This is a genomic window from Natrarchaeobius chitinivorans, assembly GCF_003841505.1.
GTDB lineage: Archaea > Halobacteriota > Halobacteria > Halobacteriales > Natrialbaceae > Natrarchaeobius > Natrarchaeobius chitinivorans.
Genome location: NZ_REGA01000004.1, coordinates 170,987 through 189,947 on the forward strand (window position 1 = coordinate 170,987; position 18,961 = coordinate 189,947).

The 18,961-nt window shown below is 64.2% G+C and carries 22 protein-coding genes; 13 read left to right on the plus strand and 9 right to left on the minus strand.

The window, feature by feature from the left end; genetic code table 11:
• Positions 1 to 8 precede the first annotated feature (8 nt).
• From EA473_RS06810 to EA473_RS06820, 3 genes are all read left to right on the plus strand, one after another.
• Positions 9 to 1,331: a YeaH/YhbH family protein gene (locus EA473_RS06810; RefSeq protein ID WP_124194914.1), complete on the plus strand. Its 1,323-nt coding sequence runs from the start codon at positions 9 to 11 to the stop codon at positions 1,329 to 1,331.
• Positions 1,324 to 3,348: a SpoVR family protein gene (locus EA473_RS06815; RefSeq protein ID WP_124194915.1), complete on the plus strand. Its 2,025-nt coding sequence runs from the start codon at positions 1,324 to 1,326 to the stop codon at positions 3,346 to 3,348. The genes EA473_RS06810 and EA473_RS06815 overlap by 8 nt, the downstream gene beginning before the upstream one ends.
• Before the next feature lie 62 nt (positions 3,349 to 3,410).
• The gene (locus EA473_RS06820; RefSeq protein ID WP_243645201.1) at positions 3,411 to 4,022 is read left to right on the plus strand and encodes a hypothetical protein; all 612 of its coding nucleotides are present in this window, start codon (positions 3,411 to 3,413) and stop codon (positions 4,020 to 4,022) included.
• Between the two features lie 183 nt (positions 4,023 to 4,205).
• Here the strand turns inward: EA473_RS06820 and EA473_RS06825 are convergent, their stop codons facing one another.
• The 5 genes from EA473_RS06825 to gvpA form a co-directional block, all read right to left on the minus strand.
• A complete protein-coding gene (locus tag EA473_RS06825) occupies positions 4,206 to 4,544 on the minus strand; it encodes a CHY zinc finger protein (RefSeq protein ID WP_124194916.1) in 339 nt (112 codons plus the stop codon).
• A 69-nt stretch (positions 4,545 to 4,613) separates the two neighbouring features.
• Complete coding sequence (locus EA473_RS06830) at positions 4,614 to 5,828, minus strand: MFS transporter (RefSeq protein WP_124194917.1); 1,215 nt, start codon at positions 5,826 to 5,828, stop codon at positions 4,614 to 4,616.
• Positions 5,829 to 6,068: 240 nt separating this feature from the next.
• Positions 6,069 to 6,608 (minus strand): gas vesicle protein GvpO, halophile-type, encoded by a 540-nt coding sequence (gene gvpO / locus EA473_RS23030; RefSeq protein ID WP_124194918.1) that lies wholly within the window; start codon positions 6,606 to 6,608, stop codon positions 6,069 to 6,071.
• A gap of 7 nt (positions 6,609 to 6,615) precedes the next feature.
• Positions 6,616 to 7,632, minus strand: a complete 1,017-nt coding sequence (gene gvpN / locus EA473_RS06840) for a gas vesicle protein GvpN (protein ID WP_124194919.1) — start codon at positions 7,630 to 7,632, stop codon at positions 6,616 to 6,618.
• Between the two features lie 6 nt (positions 7,633 to 7,638).
• On the minus strand, positions 7,639 to 7,926 hold the full coding sequence (gene gvpA, locus EA473_RS06845; RefSeq protein WP_124194920.1) for a gas vesicle protein GvpA: 288 nt from the start codon (positions 7,924 to 7,926) through the stop codon (positions 7,639 to 7,641).
• Between the two features lie 149 nt (positions 7,927 to 8,075).
• Here gvpA and EA473_RS06850 point away from each other — a divergent pair, with 149 nt between their 5' ends.
• From EA473_RS06850 to gvpM, 9 genes are all read left to right on the plus strand, one after another.
• Complete coding sequence (locus EA473_RS06850) at positions 8,076 to 8,477, plus strand: SPW repeat protein (protein ID WP_124194921.1); 402 nt, start codon at positions 8,076 to 8,078, stop codon at positions 8,475 to 8,477.
• A 209-nt stretch (positions 8,478 to 8,686) separates the two neighbouring features.
• Positions 8,687 to 9,310 carry a GvpL/GvpF family gas vesicle protein gene (locus EA473_RS06855; RefSeq protein WP_124194922.1) on the plus strand — a complete coding sequence of 208 codons (624 nt, stop codon included), beginning with the start codon at positions 8,687 to 8,689 and terminating at the stop codon, positions 9,308 to 9,310.
• Positions 9,311 to 9,312: 2 nt separating this feature from the next.
• Complete coding sequence (gene gvpF / locus EA473_RS06860; protein ID WP_124194923.1) at positions 9,313 to 9,567, plus strand: gas vesicle protein GvpF; 255 nt, start codon at positions 9,313 to 9,315, stop codon at positions 9,565 to 9,567.
• Positions 9,567 to 10,196: an Hsp20/alpha crystallin family protein gene (locus EA473_RS06865; RefSeq protein ID WP_124194924.1), complete on the plus strand. Its 630-nt coding sequence runs from the start codon at positions 9,567 to 9,569 to the stop codon at positions 10,194 to 10,196. Before gvpF ends, EA473_RS06865 begins: the two co-directional genes overlap by 1 nt.
• Positions 10,189 to 11,094, plus strand: a complete 906-nt coding sequence (locus tag EA473_RS06870; protein WP_124194925.1) for a hypothetical protein — start codon at positions 10,189 to 10,191, stop codon at positions 11,092 to 11,094. The genes EA473_RS06865 and EA473_RS06870 overlap by 8 nt, the downstream gene beginning before the upstream one ends.
• A 143-nt stretch (positions 11,095 to 11,237) precedes the next feature.
• Complete coding sequence (gene gvpJ / locus EA473_RS06875; RefSeq protein WP_124194926.1) at positions 11,238 to 11,861, plus strand: gas vesicle protein GvpJ; 624 nt, start codon at positions 11,238 to 11,240, stop codon at positions 11,859 to 11,861.
• 1 nt (position 11,862) lies between these two features.
• Entirely contained in the window at positions 11,863 to 12,207 is a 345-nt protein-coding gene (locus tag EA473_RS06880; RefSeq protein WP_124194927.1) for a gas vesicle protein K, read from the plus strand.
• The gene (gene gvpL, locus EA473_RS06885) at positions 12,204 to 13,151 is read left to right on the plus strand and encodes a gas vesicle protein GvpL (protein ID WP_124194928.1); all 948 of its coding nucleotides are present in this window, start codon (positions 12,204 to 12,206) and stop codon (positions 13,149 to 13,151) included. Before EA473_RS06880 ends, gvpL begins: the two co-directional genes overlap by 4 nt.
• On the plus strand, positions 13,148 to 13,510 hold the full coding sequence (gvpM, locus tag EA473_RS06890; protein WP_124194929.1) for a gas vesicle protein GvpM: 363 nt from the start codon (positions 13,148 to 13,150) through the stop codon (positions 13,508 to 13,510). Before gvpL ends, gvpM begins: the two co-directional genes overlap by 4 nt.
• 74 nt (positions 13,511 to 13,584) lie before the next feature.
• Here gvpM and EA473_RS06895 read toward each other — a convergent pair whose 3' ends face one another.
• Together EA473_RS06895 and EA473_RS06900 are read right to left on the minus strand one after the other, a co-directional pair.
• Positions 13,585 to 13,800, minus strand: a complete 216-nt coding sequence (locus EA473_RS06895; RefSeq protein ID WP_124194930.1) for a hypothetical protein — start codon at positions 13,798 to 13,800, stop codon at positions 13,585 to 13,587.
• A gap of 275 nt (positions 13,801 to 14,075) precedes the next feature.
• Entirely contained in the window at positions 14,076 to 15,098 is a 1,023-nt protein-coding gene (locus EA473_RS06900; protein ID WP_124194931.1) for a Gfo/Idh/MocA family protein, read from the minus strand.
• Positions 15,099 to 15,122: 24 nt separating this feature from the next.
• Between EA473_RS06900 and EA473_RS06905 the strand changes: the two genes are divergently transcribed.
• Complete coding sequence (locus EA473_RS06905) at positions 15,123 to 15,308, plus strand: hypothetical protein (protein WP_124194932.1); 186 nt, start codon at positions 15,123 to 15,125, stop codon at positions 15,306 to 15,308.
• Between the two features lie 405 nt (positions 15,309 to 15,713).
• On the opposite strand, the gene EA473_RS06910 is transcribed toward EA473_RS06905, so the two are convergent.
• Together EA473_RS06910 and dnaK are read right to left on the minus strand one after the other, a co-directional pair.
• Positions 15,714 to 16,775: a zinc-dependent alcohol dehydrogenase family protein gene (locus EA473_RS06910; protein ID WP_124194933.1), complete on the minus strand. Its 1,062-nt coding sequence runs from the start codon at positions 16,773 to 16,775 to the stop codon at positions 15,714 to 15,716.
• Positions 16,776 to 16,984: 209 nt separating this feature from the next.
• Positions 16,985 to 18,937: a molecular chaperone DnaK gene (gene dnaK, locus EA473_RS06915; protein ID WP_124194934.1), complete on the minus strand. Its 1,953-nt coding sequence runs from the start codon at positions 18,935 to 18,937 to the stop codon at positions 16,985 to 16,987.
• Between the last annotated feature and the right edge of the window lie 24 nt (positions 18,938 to 18,961).

Below are 18,961 nucleotides of genomic sequence, written 5' to 3' on the forward strand. Positions count from 1 at the left end.
GGACGATCATGGGACTGAGAGACGACCTCGACCGATTCCGCGAAGTTGGCGAACAGCGCCGCGAGGATCTGGCCGATTTCATCCAGTACGGCGACCTGGGCTCGAGCCGGCCGGGCGAGATCAACATTCCGGTCAAGATCGTCTCGCTCCCCGAGTTCGAGTACGATCAGCGCGACAAGGGTGGCGTCGGTCAGGGGGACGGCGACACCCCGGACGTCGGCCAGCCCGTCGGCCAGCCACAGCCCCAGCCCGGCGACGGCGACGAGGACGGCGAACCGGGCGAGGAAGGCGGCGAACACGAGTACTACGAGATGGATCCCGAAGAGTTCGCACAGGAACTCGACGAGGAACTCGGACTCGACCTCGAGCCGAAGGGCAAGAAGGTCATCGAGGAGAAAGAGGGGCCGTTTACGGACCTGACCAGAACCGGTCCCGACAGCACGCTCGACTTCGAGCGGATGTTCAAGGAAGGGCTGAAACGAAAGCTCGCGATGGACTTCGACGAGGAGTTCCTGCGCGAACTGTGCAAGGTAGAGGGGATTTCCCCGCGGGAGGTCTTCGAGTGGGCGCGCGGCGAGAACCTGCCGGTATCGATGGCCTGGATCGAAGAAGCCCACGCCGACGTGGCGGACGAACGCGGAGCGTGGTCGTCGATCGCGGAGGTCGAAGCGAACGTCGAACGCGAACCGGTCCAGCAGAAGATCCGTCGCGAGGGAATCAAGCACGTCCCCTTCCGCCGCGAGGACGAACGCTACCGCTATCCCGAGATCATCGAGGAGAAAGAGAAGAACGTCGTCGTCGTCAACATCCGGGACGTCTCCGGCTCGATGCGCGAGAAGAAACGCGAACTCGTCGAGCGGACGTTTACGCCACTGGACTGGTATCTCACCGGCAAGTACGACAACGCCGAGTTCGTCTACATCGCCCACGACGCCGACGCCTGGGAAATCGAACGCGAGGACTTCTTCGGCATCCGTAGCGGCGGCGGGACGAAGATCTCGAGTGCGTACGAACTCGCGGCCGAGTTGTTAGAGGAGTACCCCTGGAGCGACTGGAACCGGTACGTCTTCGCCGCGGGCGACTCCGAGAACTCCTCGAACGACACCGAAGAGCGCGTGATCCCGATGATGGAGAAGATCGACGCAAACCTCCACGCCTACGTCGAAACCCAGCCCTCGGGGAACGCGATCAACGCGACTCACGCCGAAGAGCTCGAGCGTCACTTCGGGCCGGACGACGACGAGGTGGCGGTCGCGTACGTCAACGGCGAAGGCGACGTCACCGACGCGATCTACGAGATTCTCAGCACGGAAGGTGAGGAAAATGAGTAAGACGAACTCCAACGCCGATCGATTCCGCAAACAGGCGATCGCGACCGAACTCGAGGAACCGGTGACCGAAGCCAGAAACCTGGCCGAGAAACTCGGCCTCGAGCCGTACCCGGTCAACTACTGGATCATCGACTACGACGAGATGAACGAACTCATCGCCTACGGCGGGTTCCAGTCGCGATACCCTCACTGGCGGTGGGGAATGCAATACGACAAGCAACAGAAACAGGGCCAGTACGGCGGCGGAAAGGCCTTCGAGATCGTCAACAACGACAACCCCGCCCACGCGTTCTTACAGGAGTCGAATACGACCGCAGACCAGAAAGCGGTCATCACCCACGTCGAGGCTCACTCCGACTTCTTCGCGAACAACGAGTGGTTCGGTCTCTTTACGAGCGGACGCGCCGACGACCAGGTCAACGCCGCCGCGATGCTAGAGCGCCACGCCCGGGCGATCGACGAGTACATGTCCGATCCGGAGATCGACCGCGCGGAGGTCGAAAAGTGGATCGATCACTGTCTCTCACTCGAGGACAACATCGACCAGCACCGGGTGTTCGAACGCCGCCTCGACGTCGACGGACCGACCGAAGAGATCGACGAGGACCTCGCGGAGAAACTCGACGAACTCGACCTCTCCGAGGAGATCAAAGGCGAGGTGTTCGACGAGGAGTGGCTCGAGAAACTCGAAGCCGAAGACGGCCAGATAACGTTCCCCGAGGAACCACAGAAAGACGTACTCGCGTTCGTCCGCGAACACGGCAAACAGTACGACGCGGAGTCACAGCGGGCGGTCGAGATGACGGAGTGGCAGCGGGACATCCTCGATATGATGCGCGCGGAGGCGTACTACTTCGCCGCCCAGAAGATGACGAAGGTGATGAACGAGGGATGGGCCGCCTACTGGGAGTCGACGATGATGACGGACGAAGGGTTCGCCGACGAGGACGAGGTCGTCGACTACGCCGATCACATGGCCAAAGTGCTCGGCTCCGGCGGGCTCAACCCCTACAGCCTCGGGATGGAACTGTGGGAGTACGTCGAGAACACGACGAATCGCCGGGAAGTGCTCGAACAACTGTTGCGCGTCGAGGGCGTCTCCTGGCGAAACCTCACCGACGTCGTGGACTTCGACGAGGTGATCGATCACCTCGAGCCGCCGGCGGCGATCGGGACCGTCACGCCCGACTCGCTCGACGACCTCGAGGCGGTTCCCGACGAGTGGATCGATCACGACGCGCTCGAGCGAGCCCGAGAGGGTGAGATCGACGTGGAGCGGTATCCCTGGAAAGTGCTCACGTTCGAGGGGCTTGCCCGGCGACACTACTCGCTCGTCAAACGGCAAAATCGCGGGTTCCTGTCGCGGGTGAACCAGAACGAACTCGAGCGGATCGGCCGCTACCTCTTCGACGACGCCCGTTACTCGTCGATCGAGGAGGCACTCGCCGAGGTGGACTTCTCGGCGGGCTGGGACCGAATGTTCGACGTCCGAGAAGGGCACAACGACGTGACGTTCCTGGACGAGTTTCTCACCCACGAGTTCATCACCGAGAACGATTACTTCACGTACGAACACTCCCAGGCGACCGGCCAGTTCCACGTCGCGAGCGACGCGGCCGACGACGTGAAAAAGAAACTATTGTTGCAGTTTACCAACTTCGGGAAGCCGACGATCGCCGTCTACGACGGCAACTACAACAACGCGAACGAACTCCTGTTGGGCCATCAGTACAACGGCATCATGCTCGATCTCGGGAAAGCCCGGGAGACGCTCAAGCGGATCTTCGAACTGTGGGGTCGACCGGTGAACCTGCTGACGATCGTCAAGGAGGTCGACGAACACGACGTCGAGGTTGCAAAGCGGCGAAACCGCGAACCCGAACCGGAAGAGCGAGGAAAGCTGATCCGATACGACGGGAGCGAGGTAACGATCGAGGACGTCCCGTGGGACGAGGTCGAACACCTCGCGGCCGACGACGTCGATTACGACACGAAACCCGACGAGTGGCTCGCGTGACTCTCGTTTCCGTCTAGAAATTTCGGATTAAACTGCCGGAAGGCTTTTCCCTTCTATCAAACATGAATCCAGCGGGTAGCATGGATAGGGATGGGGGTGAGTCCGTCCACGAGCGACGAGACTCCACGACGTTCGATCTGCCGGCAGTGCTCGTACAGCTCGACGATCGAACGCCGACGGTACAGCGAGACGCCGTTCGAACGATCAGAAACGAGGTCGAAGAGCGGCCGAGAGAGTGTCTCCCGGTCGTCCCGAAGCTTCGAGGGCTGCTCGAGCAGCCGTCGCTCGAGTGTCACGACGAGGTCGCCTACTGTCTCGCGGAGCTGGCAGCGGAGTCCCCGGTCGACGTCGCTCCCTCGGCCGACGAAATCGCCACGTTCGTCGCAGACGATCCGCCCGAGGACGCGACGCCGGCGTTGCTCCGCTGTCTCGAGGAAGTCGCCGCCGTCAGACCGGACGTTCTCGTCGATCACGTCGACGGGATTTCGACGCATCTCGAGAACGACGATCCGCAGGTGCGTGCCGGCGCTGCAGCCACGCTCGGTCACGTCGCCGCCGAAACCGACGCAGCCCTCGAGAACGTACGATCCCGGCTCGGTGACCTCGCGTCGAGGGACCCGAATCCGATGGTTCGCGAGCGGGCGAAACGAGCGGTAGACGGGCTCTCCGAATAGGGGCCGCGCTGGATCGTCGCGATTTCGAGGCCGTTCTCCGGTCGTCGCTCGTCGGACGGATTTCGAGCCGTTCGTTCTGTCGGACGGATTTCGAGCCGTTCGTTCTGTCGGACGGATTTCGAGCCGTTCGTTCTGTCGGACGGGGTTCGAGCCGTTCGTTCTGTCGGACGGATTTCGAGGCCGTCAGTTCTCGTTCGAACCGGTCTCGAAGTACAGGTTCGCGTGTGCCTCACAGCCGGGGTTGAACGCCGCGTCACAGGACGGGCAGCGGTAGTCGGCCTCGAGATAGGCGGGTACGGTGAGTTCGGCCAGACAGACCCCACACAGGACCGACGGCTCGTCGAACCGGTCTCGAGGCCACGGCACCGCGCGGTGGTCCGTCACCTCCTGGTGACAGCGAAAACAGGGGAAGTACTCCTCGCAGCAATCGAACTTGAAGGCGACGACGTCGCGGTCGTTGCGGTAGTGACGACACCGAGTAGCGTGATCGACGTCGACGCCGCGGACGATCGGTTCGGACACGGTACGTGTTCGGCCAGAGACACCGGCGAGACTTCGAGGTTGCGGTTCGATCGGTGCGGTTTCGAGGGGTTACCGAGAGAGACGGTCGAGAAACAGCGCCAGGACGAGGACGACCACCGCGAGAATCGTCAGGAGGAAAAACGACTCGTCGAACAGGCCTCGGTCTGCGAGCGTCCCGACGACGAACGATCCCGCGGACGCAAACAGGAAGTAGCCGGTTCGCAAGAGACCGAGTCCCGACCCTCGTATCTCCGATGGGAGGGCGTTGGTCAGGCGAGTGAGCGCGATCGGAGAGGCACCGAACATACTGCCCAACAGCACGGTCACGAAGACGATCTGTGGAAACGTCGTTGCGACGGTGACGAGGGGGAGCGTTACGGACAGAACCCCGACGACGATAAACAGCGCCGATCGCGTTCCGATCTGGTCTTTCAACGCCCCCGCCAGGGGCTGGACAGCCGTCGCGACCGCAAACAGGAACGCGAACACGGTCGCCGCAGTCGTCGGCGCGAGCCCTTTCACCTCCACGAGATAGACCGTGTAGAAGCCGGTCACCCCCTGGATGAGAAACATCGAGAGCGCCAGAATAGCAGTGAGGACGAGCGAAAGGGGAAAACAGGTCGCCGCGACGATCTCGCGGATCGAGTCGGTCGAGGCGGCGGGTTCGTCGACACCGTCGCCGACATCGTCGAACGAGGGGACGACGACCCAGATTCCGACGCCGGCGATCACGAACAGCGGGATGATGTAGAGGAAGCCGGCCTGCCAGACGAAGACGGTCGCGACGAATCCCGACAGCGCGGGGAGTGTCATGTTCCCGATCTGGCCGGACGCCTGGGTCAGTCCGATGGCAGTGCCGGCGCGGTCGTCGTAGATTCGCGTCGCGATCGTGATCCGACTCGGGCCGTACAGGGCGCTCGTCACCCCGAACAGGAACATCCCGATAGCCAGCAACTCGAGACTGCTCACGAATCCGATAACGAGCAACGCGACAGCGGAGAGGAACGTGCTGTAACCGAGCGTCCGTCTGATCCCGATGAGGTCGCTGACGTACCCGGCGGGAAACTGACCGAGCGCGTACGTGGCCCACAGGAGCGTATACAGGGCACCCAGCGTCGACAGATCGAGTTCGAGTGCAGTCTGAATCTGTGGGAACAGCGCGGGAAACGCGTATCTGGTCCCTAACGTCAACAGCCAGCCGACGGATACGAAAAACAGGATCCATCCCCGACCGTCGGTCCACAGCGGCTCGACGCTGTTCCGGACCCGGGAGAGGGGATCCATCGGTACGACGTGTGATTCGGGCGGGGAAACGAATACCTGACGCCTTCACCGTTCCACGGACCGAACTCGTCGGCGACTGCAGGCTCGAATCCGTTCTCGTTCTCGAGTCCGACTCGCCAGTGCAGGCCCGGGACACGACTCGAGACGCTGCTCGTGCTATTCGACGGCTCGAGATCCGCCACGGGCGGCCGACCGACGGTCCGAATCGAGATCCCTACGCGAACGCAGCGGTGTCGCTCGCTACTCGAACGCGGCGGTGTCGCCTCGCCGGTAGCGGTCGAGTCGCCGGTAGCCGTGGACGGTCGCGTTGCCGTCGAGTTCGATCTCGTACCGGCCGATGATGTCCTGCGTGTCGGGGATCGCGCGCCGTTCGACGACTTCGACGGTCGCCAGCCAGCCGTCGTCGGTCGGGACGATCTCGCTGACGGCGTCGAACTCCCGGCCGATGAGGTCGCTCGCCGTCGACTGGACGGTCCGGCGAACGGCGAGTACTCCCTCGATCTTCTCGCCTGCATCGACGTCGTCGGCGTCGACCGATTCGGGATCGGTCTTCTCCTCGGCGGTCATGTCGGCCCCGAGATCCTTGCTTCGCTCGTCCTGGCGTTCGTTTTGCTGTTCCTGTTCGCCTTCCTCGACTGTTTGACTATCACTCACGGTCGAATCACTCTCGTCGTGCTGGTAGCAAAAGCCGTCGTCCTGGGCCGGCCGCGAACAGCGCTCGCCGTCCGCAGTGAGCGCCTTGCACTGGTCCGTCGATGCCTTCGTGTCGGCTTCGGCCATAGCTGTTTCAGATCGTTTCGCTGATTTTCGATCGCAGGTCGTCGATGCCGTCTCCCTCGCCGGCGATCTTCGGCGAGAGGACGTCCGTGAAGACGTCCGTCAGCAACTCGTCGTCGTCCGTCCCGTTCTCGCCGTCGAAGACCGATACGCCCTTCGCCGCCGTGATCGCCGCCCGCGTTCCGACGACGATATCGAGGTCCTCCCGGAGCGATCGCGTCGCGTCGACGATCGTCTCGACGTCGTCCTCCGACAGATCGACGTGCGTTCGAACGATCTCGCGTTCGGTCTCGTCGTCGTAGTACTCGACGTGGACGCCGACGAATCGATCGAGCAACGCGTCCTGTTGTTCGTGGACGCCCGCGTACTCGACGTCGTTCGACGTGAAGATCGCCCGAAACTCGGGGTGGACGTCGATCGATCTGTCCTCGCCGCGTTTCCCCGGCCGCTCGAGGACGCCCTCCTCGAACACCGAGAGCAACACGTTGTGGGCGGCCGGATCGCTCCGGGAGAACTCGTTGTAGACGAGCGTCGCACCCTCGCGAACGGCGACGGAAAGCGGGTTGTCGACCCATCGCTCGCGGACGATCTGGGTCTTCTTGTCGACGCCGCTGACGAACCGGTCGTGTTCCTCGTAGCGTTCCCCGCCGGCGTGTGCACCCACGAGCGCCGCCGTGTCGACGGCCTCGTCGCCGTTGAGCCAGACGACCGGCCGACCTCGCCTGGCGGCCGCCGAGAGCGCAAGCGCCGTCTTGCCACAACCGGTCGGCCCGATCAGGTGGACCGGCTGGTCCGCATCGAGCCAGCCGGTGATCCTGTCTCGAAGCGACGTGACGGCGTCGGTTTCGACGAACGGGTCCGGAGCGATCGCTTCCGGGTCCGCCAGTGGACTGTCGCCGTTTCGCTCGCCGACGCTCGAGGCGGTCCGCGCGAGTTCTTTCTTCGCCCGCCGACCCTCCTTCGGTTTGCGGTCGCTCCTGATCTTCCGGCCGCGGACTTTCCGCTTTCGCGAGGAGTCGTCGGCCATCAGTTGTTACTCCGAGGTGGACTGTGGGGACGATTCTGGCCGCCGTTCGACCTCGAGTTCCTCGAGTTCCTCGAGTTCGCCTTCGGCGGTGGCTTGCTCAATTTTTGCGATCTCCTCCGCGTAGTGCAGGAAGGTGTCGACGCTCGCGACGACGACCCTGGCTTCGACCGTCAGGAGTTCGATCCCGACGACCGATACTCTCGCCCAGATGTCGATAACGACGCCCTTATCGAGGATTCGGTCGAGCACTTCCGCGAGGCTCGATGAATCCGGTCTGCGCTGTGGTTGTGCCATAAGACGTCCGATCGTTCACGACCTGCTCGTAACACGGCTTGCACTGCGACTGCAAGCCGGTTCGAACGTGTACTCGATGGGTGGGTCGTCCGTGAGTACCCGATACCTGCTTGCACCATCTTTAGTCCGCTGGACGCCGTACTCACGGTATGGAACGAGCGTCGTCCGACCGGTCCTCGCCGATGGCACAGCGAACAGCCGGACTCGCAGCCGGGTTCGGCTTCCTGATCCTGATTTCGGGCGTGTTCTTCACCGGGTTCGGACTCATCATCGTGAACAACGTCGTCGTCGGAGCAGTCCTCGCAGCCAGCGCGGCGTACGCTGCGGCGGTGCCCTCCGGCGGCCGGCTGCCGGGGATCGTTCCACCGGCGGTCGTTGTGCTCTTCGGACTGTGGACGATCGCAGCGCCGTTCGTCCTCGGCGTCGAGGGGATACTGATCTGGAGTAACGTCGTTCTCGGGGTGCTCGTGACGATTCTCGCCGTCGCGAGCGTCTACGGCTCCCGGCGTGAGTCGGCTGCGACGGGAACTGGGACGTCCTCCCGGACCTGACGGCCGATAATACACCGCTCGACGGTTGTGATACGAAGGCTGCGACTGCAAGCATCACGGTCTCCCCTCGAGCGGTGGAAGTCCGCCCGACGAGCGCTCCGAGACCCGCGGGTGTCCCCGGGTCGACGACACAGCCACGCCATGATATCCGTTCCATCGATACGCCTCGCGGCGACCGGCGACGGACGCACCGAGCGGGTGATCTCCCGATGAACAACCGGTACGTCTACGGGATTATCGACGGCGACCCCGTCGAGTTCGAGGGGGAGGCCGTCGCCGGTGCGACCGACGTCTACACGATCTCGCATCGCCGACTCGGCGCGGTCGTCTCCGACATCGACACGACCGAGCCCGAGGAGACCGACGAGGACGCGAAGCGTCACGACGAGGTCCTCCGAGAGATCATGAACCACGACGGCGGTCGAGCGGTCGTCCCGATGCAGTTCGGCATGGCATTCGAGAGCGACCGCGCGCTGAAGAACGTCCTCCGGGGCGCGTTGCCGGCGTTCAGACGAGCGTTGAACGACGTCGAGGGCCGCGTCGAACTCGGCGTCAAGGTAGTCAGCGAGGAGGACGCCGACGTCGACGCCGACGCCGTCCGCGAACGCGTCGCCGACGAACTCGAGCCGATCGCCGCACAGTCCGTCGCGAACGACCTGTTCAGCGACCGACTCCTCCTGAACCGCTCCTATCTGGTCGACCGCGAGGAGCGCGAGGAGTTCGACGAGGCGATCGCTCGCCTCGAGGAGGAGGCCGAGGGCTTCATGGTCAGGTACACGGGACCGTTCGCGCCGTACAGCTTCGTAGACGTCACGATCGGGGCCAGCCAGTAACGATGTTCGTTCTCGACGACCTGTTGTTCCGGCCGTTCGTCGGCATCGTCGACGCGATTCACACGATCGCACTCGACGAACTGTACGACGTGGAGGGACTCGAGGACGACCTCAAGGAGAACCAGTTGCTGTACGAACTCGGCGAGCGATCCGAGGCGGAGTACCGACGGCGGAAAGCGGAACTCGAGGCCGAACTCGAGATCGCCCGCGAGGTTCACGAACGCCTCGCCAGCGGCCGCGTAGAGGTGAAATCCTGATGAGCAACGACGATCCGGACGACCGACGCGACGAACCGAACGACGACCCGTTCGACGACGTACCGGCTCCCGACCCCGACGTCGGGGACGGGGGAAACCCGGACGTCGGAGACGTGCGTGATCCCAACGCCGGAGACGAGGAGGACGACCACTGGCTCTCGAGTTTGCTGTCGGCACTCGAGGGCCTCGAGGACGCGTCGACGTCGAGACGCCGTCGGAGCGGTCGATCCGTGTTCGACGTCGACCTCTCCGTTCGATCCGTCGACGACCTGTTAGATGGCGGTGGACGGACCAGCGGAGATCCCTTCGCCGATCGGCGGTCGGGTAGCGAAAACCGAGACCAGCGAGGGAGTGACTCCCACCAGTCCCGGCGCAAACGACGTCGGTCGTCGAACTCCGCACGGTTGGCGACCCGTCGTTACGACGACGAACTGCTGCTTACCGCCGACGTCGCCGACGCCGACCCCGACGACGTCACCGTCGGGTTCGACGGCTCGACGCTCGTCGTCCGCGTCTCGGGACGCGAGATCGGACGACTCGACGTCCCGTGGGACGAACGAACGACGGAAGCGGGGATCAGAAACGGCGTGCTCACCGTTCGGGTCGAGCCGGAGGGCAACGATGGGTGAGGAGTCCGACGCGTCGGAGACGGTCGACGCGAGCCTCGAGGACGCGACGGAAACCCTCGAGGCGGTGGAGGACTATCTCGGCGACGTCGACAGTCTCGAGGAGCTCGACGACGGGACGATCGAGTCCGTCCTCGGCGATCTCGACGCCCTCGCGAAGGTCCTCACCGAAGCCGTGGAACTGATCGAAACCGCCGATCTCGGCGAGTTACCGGAGGCCGTCGACGGGGAGGATCTCGTCGAGGCGATCGAGTTCGGCGAGGTTCCCGACGTGCTTACCGACGAGGACGCCGGGGTCACCGACCTCGTCGCGTTCGACGAACTGGTCCACGCGATCGATTTGCTGTCCGCCTGGAACGCGTCGGACCTCGGTTCGCTCTGGGAGGCGAAACGAGAGCTCGACGACGCGACCGACGCGTTGGGCGACGACGAGGATGGGTTGATCGGTGAGGAGGGACTGATCGACGACGAGGCGATCATCGGCGACGACGGCGACGGACTCGTCGGCGGCGACGACGAGATGTTCGAAGACGCCGACCTCACGGGAGCGCTCGGCGACATCGACGTGATGGAGGATCCGGAGGCCTACCAGGTCGCGATCCAGCAGGGGGCGATCGAGGGAATCGACGCCTTCCGCGCGGCGTTACTCGAGACCCACGCGAAGTTCGAACGCCTCTACGAGTTCAACCGGGAGAAGATGCGGCGGCGGGACACGAGCGCGAATTCCCGCAATCCGACTGCATCGTCGACGATGCCGACCGAACGGGCGGCGATCGGCAGCGGCGTCAAACACTCGACGGTACCCCAGTCGGTCAAACTCTCGACGGCACCAAGCCGCAAGCGGATCTACGGCGGGCGGTTCGAGCGGGAGCGACAGAAACGGAGGAACGAGAATGACTGAAATCCGAAGACAACACGACGAAACCGCACGCGTGAACTGGCGGCCGACCGTTTCCGTCCGACGACGGACGCGGCGAGCACCGGACGGACGACGTCCCGGCGGGCCCCACCCGGGGAGGCGATTCAGCGTCGGAGGTGAGTGCGATGGTCGATGACTTCCAGCCCAGCCGCCAGAAGACCGATCTCGCCGAAGTCGTCGAGATGTTACTCGACAAAGGGATCGTCATCAACGCCGACATCGCCGTCTCGATCGGTGACACGCAACTGCTCGGCGTACAGGTCCGGGCCGCGATCGCGTCGTTCGAGACCGCGGCGAAGTACGGCCTCGAGTTCCCGGAGGGAACGGACATGCGACGGGTGGCCGAGGCGGCCGGCGAACCCGAACTCGCGGAAATGGAGCGACCCAACCCCGCGATCGATCCGACTCGGGGCGTCAACGTTACGCCCGACGATCGGTACGCGGACGAGACGCGTGAGGGAGCCGACGGCGATACGGGCGAGGGAGAGACCTCGAGCGGGACCGATAGAGGAGACGACGACTCGAGCGAAGACGGCGGAACGTTCGAGCCGCCGGATCGTGGGACCGAACGACTCGGCGCGCGGCCGGACCCGGAGCGGCCGACGAGCGGCGGATTCGACATGATCGGAACCGACGATGGCGGCGGCGACGGCGAGGAGTCCGAGGACGGCCCGGAGGGTTCCGCGGAAACCGACTCTTCGGAGGAAGCTGACGACGAGGGAATGGCGGCGGAAACGGAGGAGAGCTAACGTGACCCGGATCGACGTCGGTGACGGTGAGGACGCACGTCAGGGACTGGTCACGCTCGTCGTTACGGTCGTCGAGATCCTAATCGACACGTTAGAGCGCGAGGCGGTCCGGCGCATGGATTCGGGAGAGCTCTCCGACGAGGAGATCGAACGGCTCGGCGGCCAACTCGCGAGGATCGAAGCCGAAATCGACCAGCTCAAACGCGACGAAGGGGTCGAGGACGGCGTCGACGACCTCCGCGGGGACCTCGACGGGCTCGTCACGGACGCGATCGACCAGCTCCACGAGGACCCCGGCGTCGTGTCCGGCCCCGGCTACTCCGTGTTCGGGGGTGAAGACGAGTGACTGCCGACCGGTCGGACGACCGCCTCGAGGATCCGGATGCGGTCGAGCGACCGCCCGCTGGCGCTGACGGGGCCGAGACTCCGGAGATCGACGAGGGGCGGTATCTCTACTGTCTCGTCCGTGCCGACGACGACGCCACCTTCGACGCGACCGGCGTCGACGACGAACCCGTCTCGGTCGTCACGGAAGACGGGATCGGTGCGGTCGTCCACGACTGCGACGGTCTCTACGACTCGTCCGATCTCGAGCAGATCAAACGCTGGCTCGTCCGCCATCAGGTGACGGTCGACGAGGCGGGTGAGGCGTTCGGAACGCCGGTTCCGTTCCAGTTCGATACGATCCTCCGCGGGGACGACGACGACGTGCGGACGTGGCTTCGCGAGGAGTACGACCTCCTCGAGCGGACGCTCTCGGAACTCGCAGCTCACTGGGAGTACCGGGTCGAAGTCGTCGAAACCGAACCCATCGGTGACGACCGTCTACTCGAGCACGACGACGAGCTTCGGGACCTCGATCGACGGATCGACGACGCCGGAGAGGGGACAGCCTTCCTGCTCGAAAAGCAGTACGACCAACGCATCGCGGAACTGCGAGCGGCCCGTCGGGAGTCACTGACGAACGATCTGACGGACCGGCTCGACGACGTGGCGCGGGAGGTCCACGCGCTCGAACGGTCCCCGACCGCGTCGCTGTCGGACGATCTGGCGACCGGCGGCGGATCGGACGCGACCGACGGGACCACCGGCGACGGCGAAACTCTCTGTCGACTCACCCTGCTCGCACACGAGGACGAGGAGGGCGAGATCGGATCGATTCTCGAGGACGTGGCGTCGACCGACGGCCTCGAGGTCAGGTTCACGGGCCCGTGGCCACCGTACACGTTCACGCCGGCACTCGGAGACGACGATTCGACCGATACCCGACCGGCCGACCCGAATCCATGAGACCGAGAAAAGACGACGAGGCGCTCGTCGACGTTCTCGACGTGGTGCTCAGAGACGGTGCGATCCTTCGCGCCGACGTGATCGTTTCGGTCGCTGACGTCCCGCTCGTCGGAATCAAACTCACCGCGGCGGTTGCCGGAATGAACACGATGACCGAGTACGGGCTCTTCGAGGAGTGGGACGTCGAACGCAGACGGTCGGCCATCACTCGCCGCCAGCACAGCCCCAGACGCTCGAGGGGAGAAACGAGCCGCGTGAATTCGAGGGGAGAATCCAGGTCCTGGAACGCGAGGGGAGAATCCGAATCCGGGAACGCGAGAGAAGAATCGAACGGCGCGTCGAAATCGATCGATTCGTAAGCGGCCGGTACACGGCGGACGATATCCCACAGTCGCGAAACGCGATGGTCGATACCCTCACCTGGGGCCTGCGGTCAAGCGAACTTCGGGCGTTCCGTGGTGAGTTCGACGTCGCCGGTGACGGCCTCTTCGTCGCGGTCGTCGTCGTAGACGTACTGGCCGGTCGATCCACAGAGCGTACACTCGTAGGATTCGGATATCTCGTTTATTATTTCGCCGTTTTCGAAGTAAATCCGGCTCTGGGTGATCTGCAGGAACTGTGGGGTATCGCAGTTTGTGCAGGTGATCATACCAGACGGCTAGGTTCCACCGGTTGTAGTTATCCGGCTTGTAACCGAAAGCGAACCGGCTCTACGCCGGTATTACCGGCGTTTCATCCACCATGAGAACGTAACCCACACTCACCCGTGATACGTCGCCTGATTGCGGTCAGATCGGGAAGTAACCGCCGACTACCGCCAGGCGTCGGTCGCGAAACCGCTTGCTCGATCGAGTCGGCACATCCTCCGCAAATGGGCTCGAGAGTCCCTCATACGGACCGTAAGGACCAGTTTACCGGCTCGAGCTACTGATCAACGGTGACGCTGTGGCCGGTTCGGGCCGCTTCGTACGCCGCTTCGGAAAGCGCCGTCACCGCGAGGGCGTCCCGGGCCGTCGCCGGCGGTTCCGTCCCGTCCCGGACGCTCTCGATGAACGCCTCCGCCCGCGACGGTTCACGGCGCGGGTCAAGGTACGGAACGTGTTCGCCGGCATCGGAATCGATCTCGAGTATCTCCCGCGATCCCCACTGGGTCCCCTCGAGGTAAACGGCACCGCCGTCGTCCCAGAAGTGGACGTGTTCGCGAACCGACGGTGCGTCGCCGTTGAACGAGAACGTGCCGGTCGCCCCGTTCGAAAAGCGGACGTCGAGGTGTGCCCGTCGGTCGATCCGGCGCTCGTCGTCGTGAAACTCCATGCTCGCGGTGACGGACTCGGGTTCGAGCCCAGTCGTCCAGAGGACGCCGTCGAGAACGTGACTGCCGGTATCGTAGAGGAATCCGCCGCCGGAGAGTGCGGGATCGAGTCGCCACGTCCCCCTCGAGTCGTCGATCCAGTCTTGCGTGATCGAGGCGGTCAACCAGTTCGGTCCGTCGTCCCCGAAACGCTCGCGTGCCGTTCGAAACGCCGCCTGAAGGTGGCGCTGGTAGCCGACCATCAGCGTTCGCTCGCTCCGGTCGGATCGCTCCACGAGATCGCGTGCGTGCTCGAGATCCGTCGTCAGGGGCTTGTCACAGTAGACGTGGAGGTCACGCTCGAGCGCCGCCGAAACCTGCTCGTAGTGAAGCGTGTGTGGCGTCCCGATCAGTACTGCGTCCAGGTCGTCCGCCCGCCGCTCGAGCATCGTCGAATACTCCCGATACCGTCTCTCGGCCGGCACGTCGAACTCGCGGCCGATCTCGGCGAGGCGACCGTCGTCCGGATCACAGATCGCGCTCACCGCCGAGTCCGGACGTCGAAAAAACTGTCCGCCCACGGTCGTCCCGATGTATCCGAGTCCGACGACACCGATTCGCAGCGGCGATCGAACGGTGGGGTGGGATTCACTCATGCGTACGCCACGACGGCCGTCCGTATGCATCTGCCGCCGACTGAACGTGGGAGCCGGGAGACTCACGGCGGTGACGATTTCCGTCTGGACGGTGGGACGACGACCGACTGGACGGTTGGAGACGACGACCGACCGGACGGTGGTGGCGATTTCCCCCTCGGGAACTGGCCGTCCGGCAAAGCCGTCACACCGACCGCCGGTCGCTGGTAGAGACAGCCGGTGACAGTGGAGTTCCCCGGGAGGTCACCGGCGAGTGTACGATCAGTATACGGTGATTCAGGTGGACGATATCGTCTCGAAAGCAGGGGCAACGAATCCGTAGTTCGGTGCTATAGCGGCGTTACAACCACCCTGTCAACGAGAGACGCGTGCTACTCGAGTCCAATCGACCTCATAACAATGTGGGACGTTGCCCTTCGAACCACGTGCGGGGATGAAACGCCCCGCCGGGTATGCGTTCGGCCCAGACATCACCGCGTTGACCAGCCGATTGCGTGCGTTCGTGCCCGGATCGCTCGGAAGTGGACTCGCCCCCGCTTCGAGTTAGCTCATGTCTCTCATACCGGGGCGGGCCCCGCCCCCGCCCGGGTTTCAGACCCCAGATATTACCGTCGATCAGAACTCCGTGACGACGGGAATGCCGACCGTTTCGTAGTCGTTCATCGCGGCGAGCGTCCCCGGTAATTCCTCGAGCGAAAGCGTCTCGCCGACGATCTTGCCCGGCTCGAGGGTACCCTGCTGGATCAACTCGAACAGCTCTTCGTATGTGACGGGGGGCATGCCGTGAGATCCGTGGAAATCGATCTCGCGAAGCGTCATCACGTCCACCGGAAGCTCGATCGATCCCGCTTCGTCGTCGGTCGTAAGACCCACCTGAACGTGGGTCCCTCTGGTTCCCAGGCTTCGGATCGAGTTCCGACAGGTGTCCGCGATCCCGAGTGCGTCGACCGAGAGGTCGGCTCCCCCGTCGGTGATCGCGAGGACCTCCCGACCGACGTCTTCGACCGCCGTCGCGTCGATCGTCTCCGCGGCCCCAAGTTCCCGCGCGCGCTCGAGGGGTTCCGGCCGGACGTCGACGGCGACGGGACGCGCCCCGAGCGCGCTCGCGACGTGGATCGCCGAGAGACCGACCCCGCCACAGCCGTGGATCGCGACCCACTGGTCGGGCTGGAGTCGTCCCCGGTTGACCAGCGCGTGGTAGGCCGTCACGAACCGACAGCCGAGACCGGCCATCTCGGTGAACCCGACCCCGTCTGGAAGTTCGACGCAGTTGAGGTCCGCTTCCCGAACGGGAAACGCCTCCGCGAACGCACCCGGAGCGGCGCTCGATAGCCCGAGCGGAACGACCGATTCGCAGTTGTTCGACCGACCGTCACGGCAGTGGGGACACGTGCCGTCGCCGAGGTGAAACGGGACCGTCACCCGATCACCTTCCTCGAGCGTTTCGACGCCGTCGCCGACCGCCGCGACGACGCCCGCGGGCTCGTGGCCGAGGATCTGCCCCGGCGACACCGACGCTCCGATCCAGCTCCAGTCGCCCTGCCAGGCGTGCCAGTCGCTCCGGCAGACGCCACACGCCTCCGTTTCGACGACGACCTCACCTCGATCGGGTTCGGGATACTCGACATCCTCGATCACGAGGGGCTCTCCGTGTTCTTCGAGTACGGCAGCTCGCATACACAGTCGTTTCGACGGAGCGTACAAAAAGACACAGCGCAATCGGACAGCGATCGACTCTCACCAGCCACTCGGTCGGGCGTCGCTCGACCGTGAATCGTCGCGTCACACGACGAGCGGTCGAATCGAAAAAACCGCAACGGGCGACCACGCCGTCTCGAGTCTCCGACGGTGGCCCTGCTCGTCGTCTCGAGTCTGCTACAGCGGCGTTACTCGTCGTCTTCGTCCTCGTCTTCGTCGAAGCTGACGTCCTCGAAGTCCGCGTCGACGAACTCCTCGCCGTCACCGCCAGCACCGCCGTCGCCACCGGGGTTCGGGCCGCCGCCCATGCCACCCATGCCGCCCATTCCACCGGGTCCTGCGCCTGCACCGGCTCCTTCGGGACCACCTGCGCCGGCACCGCCGGCCGCGCCGGCTTCTTGCTGGTAGACCTGCTTGCCGATCTCCTGTAGCTCCGAACTCAGCGCTTCGGTAGCCTCCGCTATGTCTTCGGCTTCGGCCTCGTCGTCGTCGATGACCGCCTCGAGCTCCTCGACGGAGGCGTCGATCGTCTCGCGCAGGTCGTCGTCGATCTGTTCGTCGTTCTCCTCGAGCAGCGTCTCGGCGCGTTGAATCGTCGCCTCGGCGGTGTTTCTGGCCTCGATGCGCTCGCGCTTTTTCTCGTCTTCCTCGGCGTGTTTCTCGGCTTCCTCCTGCAGGCGGTCGATCTCCTCGTCGGAGAGGCCGGCACCGCCTTCGATCGTGATCTCCTCGCTCTCGCCGGTTCCCTGATCCTCGGCGGAGACGTTGACGATCCCGTTCTCGTCGATCGAGAACGTCACTTCGATCTTCGGCGTCCCGGCGGGAGCCGGCGGGATTCCGGTCAGGTGGAACTCGCCCAGCAACTCGTTTTTCTCGGCGAGTTCACGCTCTCCCTGGAAGACCCGTACCTGCACCGAGGTCTGGTTGTCGGCCGCGGTGGTGAAAATCTTCGAGGCTTCGGTCGGAATCGTCGTGTTCTTCTCGATGAGCCGTTCGAAGAGGCCACCTTTGACTTCGATACCCAGCGACAGCGGCGTCACGTCGAGCAGAACGATGTCGTCGACCTCGCCGCCGAGGACCCCGCCCTGGATCGCCGCGCCCAGCGCGACGGCCTCGTCCGGATTGACGTTCTTCTGGGGCGCCTGGCCGGTCAAGCTCTCGACCTTTTCGGCGACCTGTGGCATCCGGGTCGACCCGCCGACGAGCAGTACCTCGTCGATGTCGTCTTTGTCGTAATCAGCGTCTTCGAGTGCCTGTTCGGTCGGGCCGACGGTCCGATCGATCAGATCCTGGGTCAGCGACTCGAACTTGGCTCGAGTCAGCGACTCCTCGACGTGGATGGGGCCGTCGTCGGTCGCCGTGATAAACGGGAGGTTGATCTCGGTCTCTTTTCGGCTGCTGAGTTCGATCTTCGCCTCCTCGGCGGCGTCTTTGAGCCGCTGGAGCGCCTGGCGGTCCTCTCGCAAGTCGATGCCGTGGTCGTCCTCGAAGCGATCGGCGAGCCAGTCGATGATGGCGTGGTCCCAGTCGTCGCCGCCGAGGTCGTTGTCACCGTTGGTCGCGACGACCTCGTAGACGCCGCCGCCGAGATCGAGAATAGAGACGTCGAACGTCCCGCCCCCGAGGTCGTAGACGAGAACGGTCTGGTCGGAGTCGTCGTCGAGTCCGTAGGCCATCGACGCCGCCGTCGGCTCGTTGATGATCCGTTCGACGTCGAAACCGGCGATCTCTCCTGCATCTTTCGTCGCCTGACGCTGTTTGTCCGAGAAGTACGCGGGGACCGTGATGACGGCCCGTTCGACGTCGTCGCCGAGATACTCCTCGGCGTCGCGTTTGATCTTCTGGAGGATCATCGCCGAAATCTCCTCCGGGGAGTACTCCTCGTCTTCGATTTCGACGGTGTAGTCGTCCTCCCCGATGTGGCGTTTGATCGAGGCGATCGTCTTTTCGGGGTTCTGAATCGCCTGGTTCTTCGCCGGCTTGCCGACGAGTCGCTCGTCGTCGTCTGTAAAGGCGACGACCGACGGCGTCGTCCGGTCCCCTTCAGCGTTGACGATGATCTCCGGATCGCCACCTTCCATGACGGCGAAAGCGCTGTTCGTCGTCCCGAGGTCGATACCGAGAATCTTGTTGCTCGCCATTGTCGTGACGGGTATTGTGCGCAC

Excerpts from the sequence above, each read along its gene's own strand:
- EA473_RS06810 (WP_124194914.1), top strand. The coding sequence starts at position 9 with ATGGGACTGAGAGACGACCTCGACCGATTCCGCGAAGTTGGCGAACAG.
- EA473_RS06815 (WP_124194915.1), top strand. The coding sequence starts at position 1,324 with ATGAGTAAGACGAACTCCAACGCCGATCGATTCCGCAAACAGGCGATC.
- EA473_RS06820 (WP_243645201.1), top strand. The coding sequence starts at position 3,411 with ATGAATCCAGCGGGTAGCATGGATAGGGATGGGGGTGAGTCCGTCCAC.
- EA473_RS06830 (WP_124194917.1), bottom strand. The coding sequence starts at position 5,828 with ATGGATCCCCTCTCCCGGGTCCGGAACAGCGTCGAGCCGCTGTGGACC.
- gvpO (WP_124194918.1), bottom strand. The coding sequence starts at position 6,608 with ATGGCCGAAGCCGACACGAAGGCATCGACGGACCAGTGCAAGGCGCTC.
- gvpN (WP_124194919.1), bottom strand. The coding sequence starts at position 7,632 with ATGGCCGACGACTCCTCGCGAAAGCGGAAAGTCCGCGGCCGGAAGATC.
- gvpA (WP_124194920.1), bottom strand. The coding sequence starts at position 7,926 with ATGGCACAACCACAGCGCAGACCGGATTCATCGAGCCTCGCGGAAGTG.
- EA473_RS06850 (WP_124194921.1), top strand. The coding sequence starts at position 8,076 with ATGGAACGAGCGTCGTCCGACCGGTCCTCGCCGATGGCACAGCGAACA.
- EA473_RS06855 (WP_124194922.1), top strand. The coding sequence starts at position 8,687 with ATGAACAACCGGTACGTCTACGGGATTATCGACGGCGACCCCGTCGAG.
- gvpF (WP_124194923.1), top strand. The coding sequence starts at position 9,313 with ATGTTCGTTCTCGACGACCTGTTGTTCCGGCCGTTCGTCGGCATCGTC.
- EA473_RS06865 (WP_124194924.1), top strand. The coding sequence starts at position 9,567 with ATGAGCAACGACGATCCGGACGACCGACGCGACGAACCGAACGACGAC.
- EA473_RS06870 (WP_124194925.1), top strand. The coding sequence starts at position 10,189 with ATGGGTGAGGAGTCCGACGCGTCGGAGACGGTCGACGCGAGCCTCGAG.
- gvpJ (WP_124194926.1), top strand. The coding sequence starts at position 11,238 with ATGGTCGATGACTTCCAGCCCAGCCGCCAGAAGACCGATCTCGCCGAA.
- gvpM (WP_124194929.1), top strand. The coding sequence starts at position 13,148 with ATGAGACCGAGAAAAGACGACGAGGCGCTCGTCGACGTTCTCGACGTG.
- EA473_RS06895 (WP_124194930.1), bottom strand. The coding sequence starts at position 13,800 with ATGATCACCTGCACAAACTGCGATACCCCACAGTTCCTGCAGATCACC.
- EA473_RS06900 (WP_124194931.1), bottom strand. The coding sequence starts at position 15,098 with ATGAGTGAATCCCACCCCACCGTTCGATCGCCGCTGCGAATCGGTGTC.
- EA473_RS06905 (WP_124194932.1), top strand. The coding sequence starts at position 15,123 with ATGCATCTGCCGCCGACTGAACGTGGGAGCCGGGAGACTCACGGCGGT.
- EA473_RS06910 (WP_124194933.1), bottom strand. The coding sequence starts at position 16,775 with ATGCGAGCTGCCGTACTCGAAGAACACGGAGAGCCCCTCGTGATCGAG.
- dnaK (WP_124194934.1), bottom strand. The coding sequence starts at position 18,937 with ATGGCGAGCAACAAGATTCTCGGTATCGACCTCGGGACGACGAACAGC.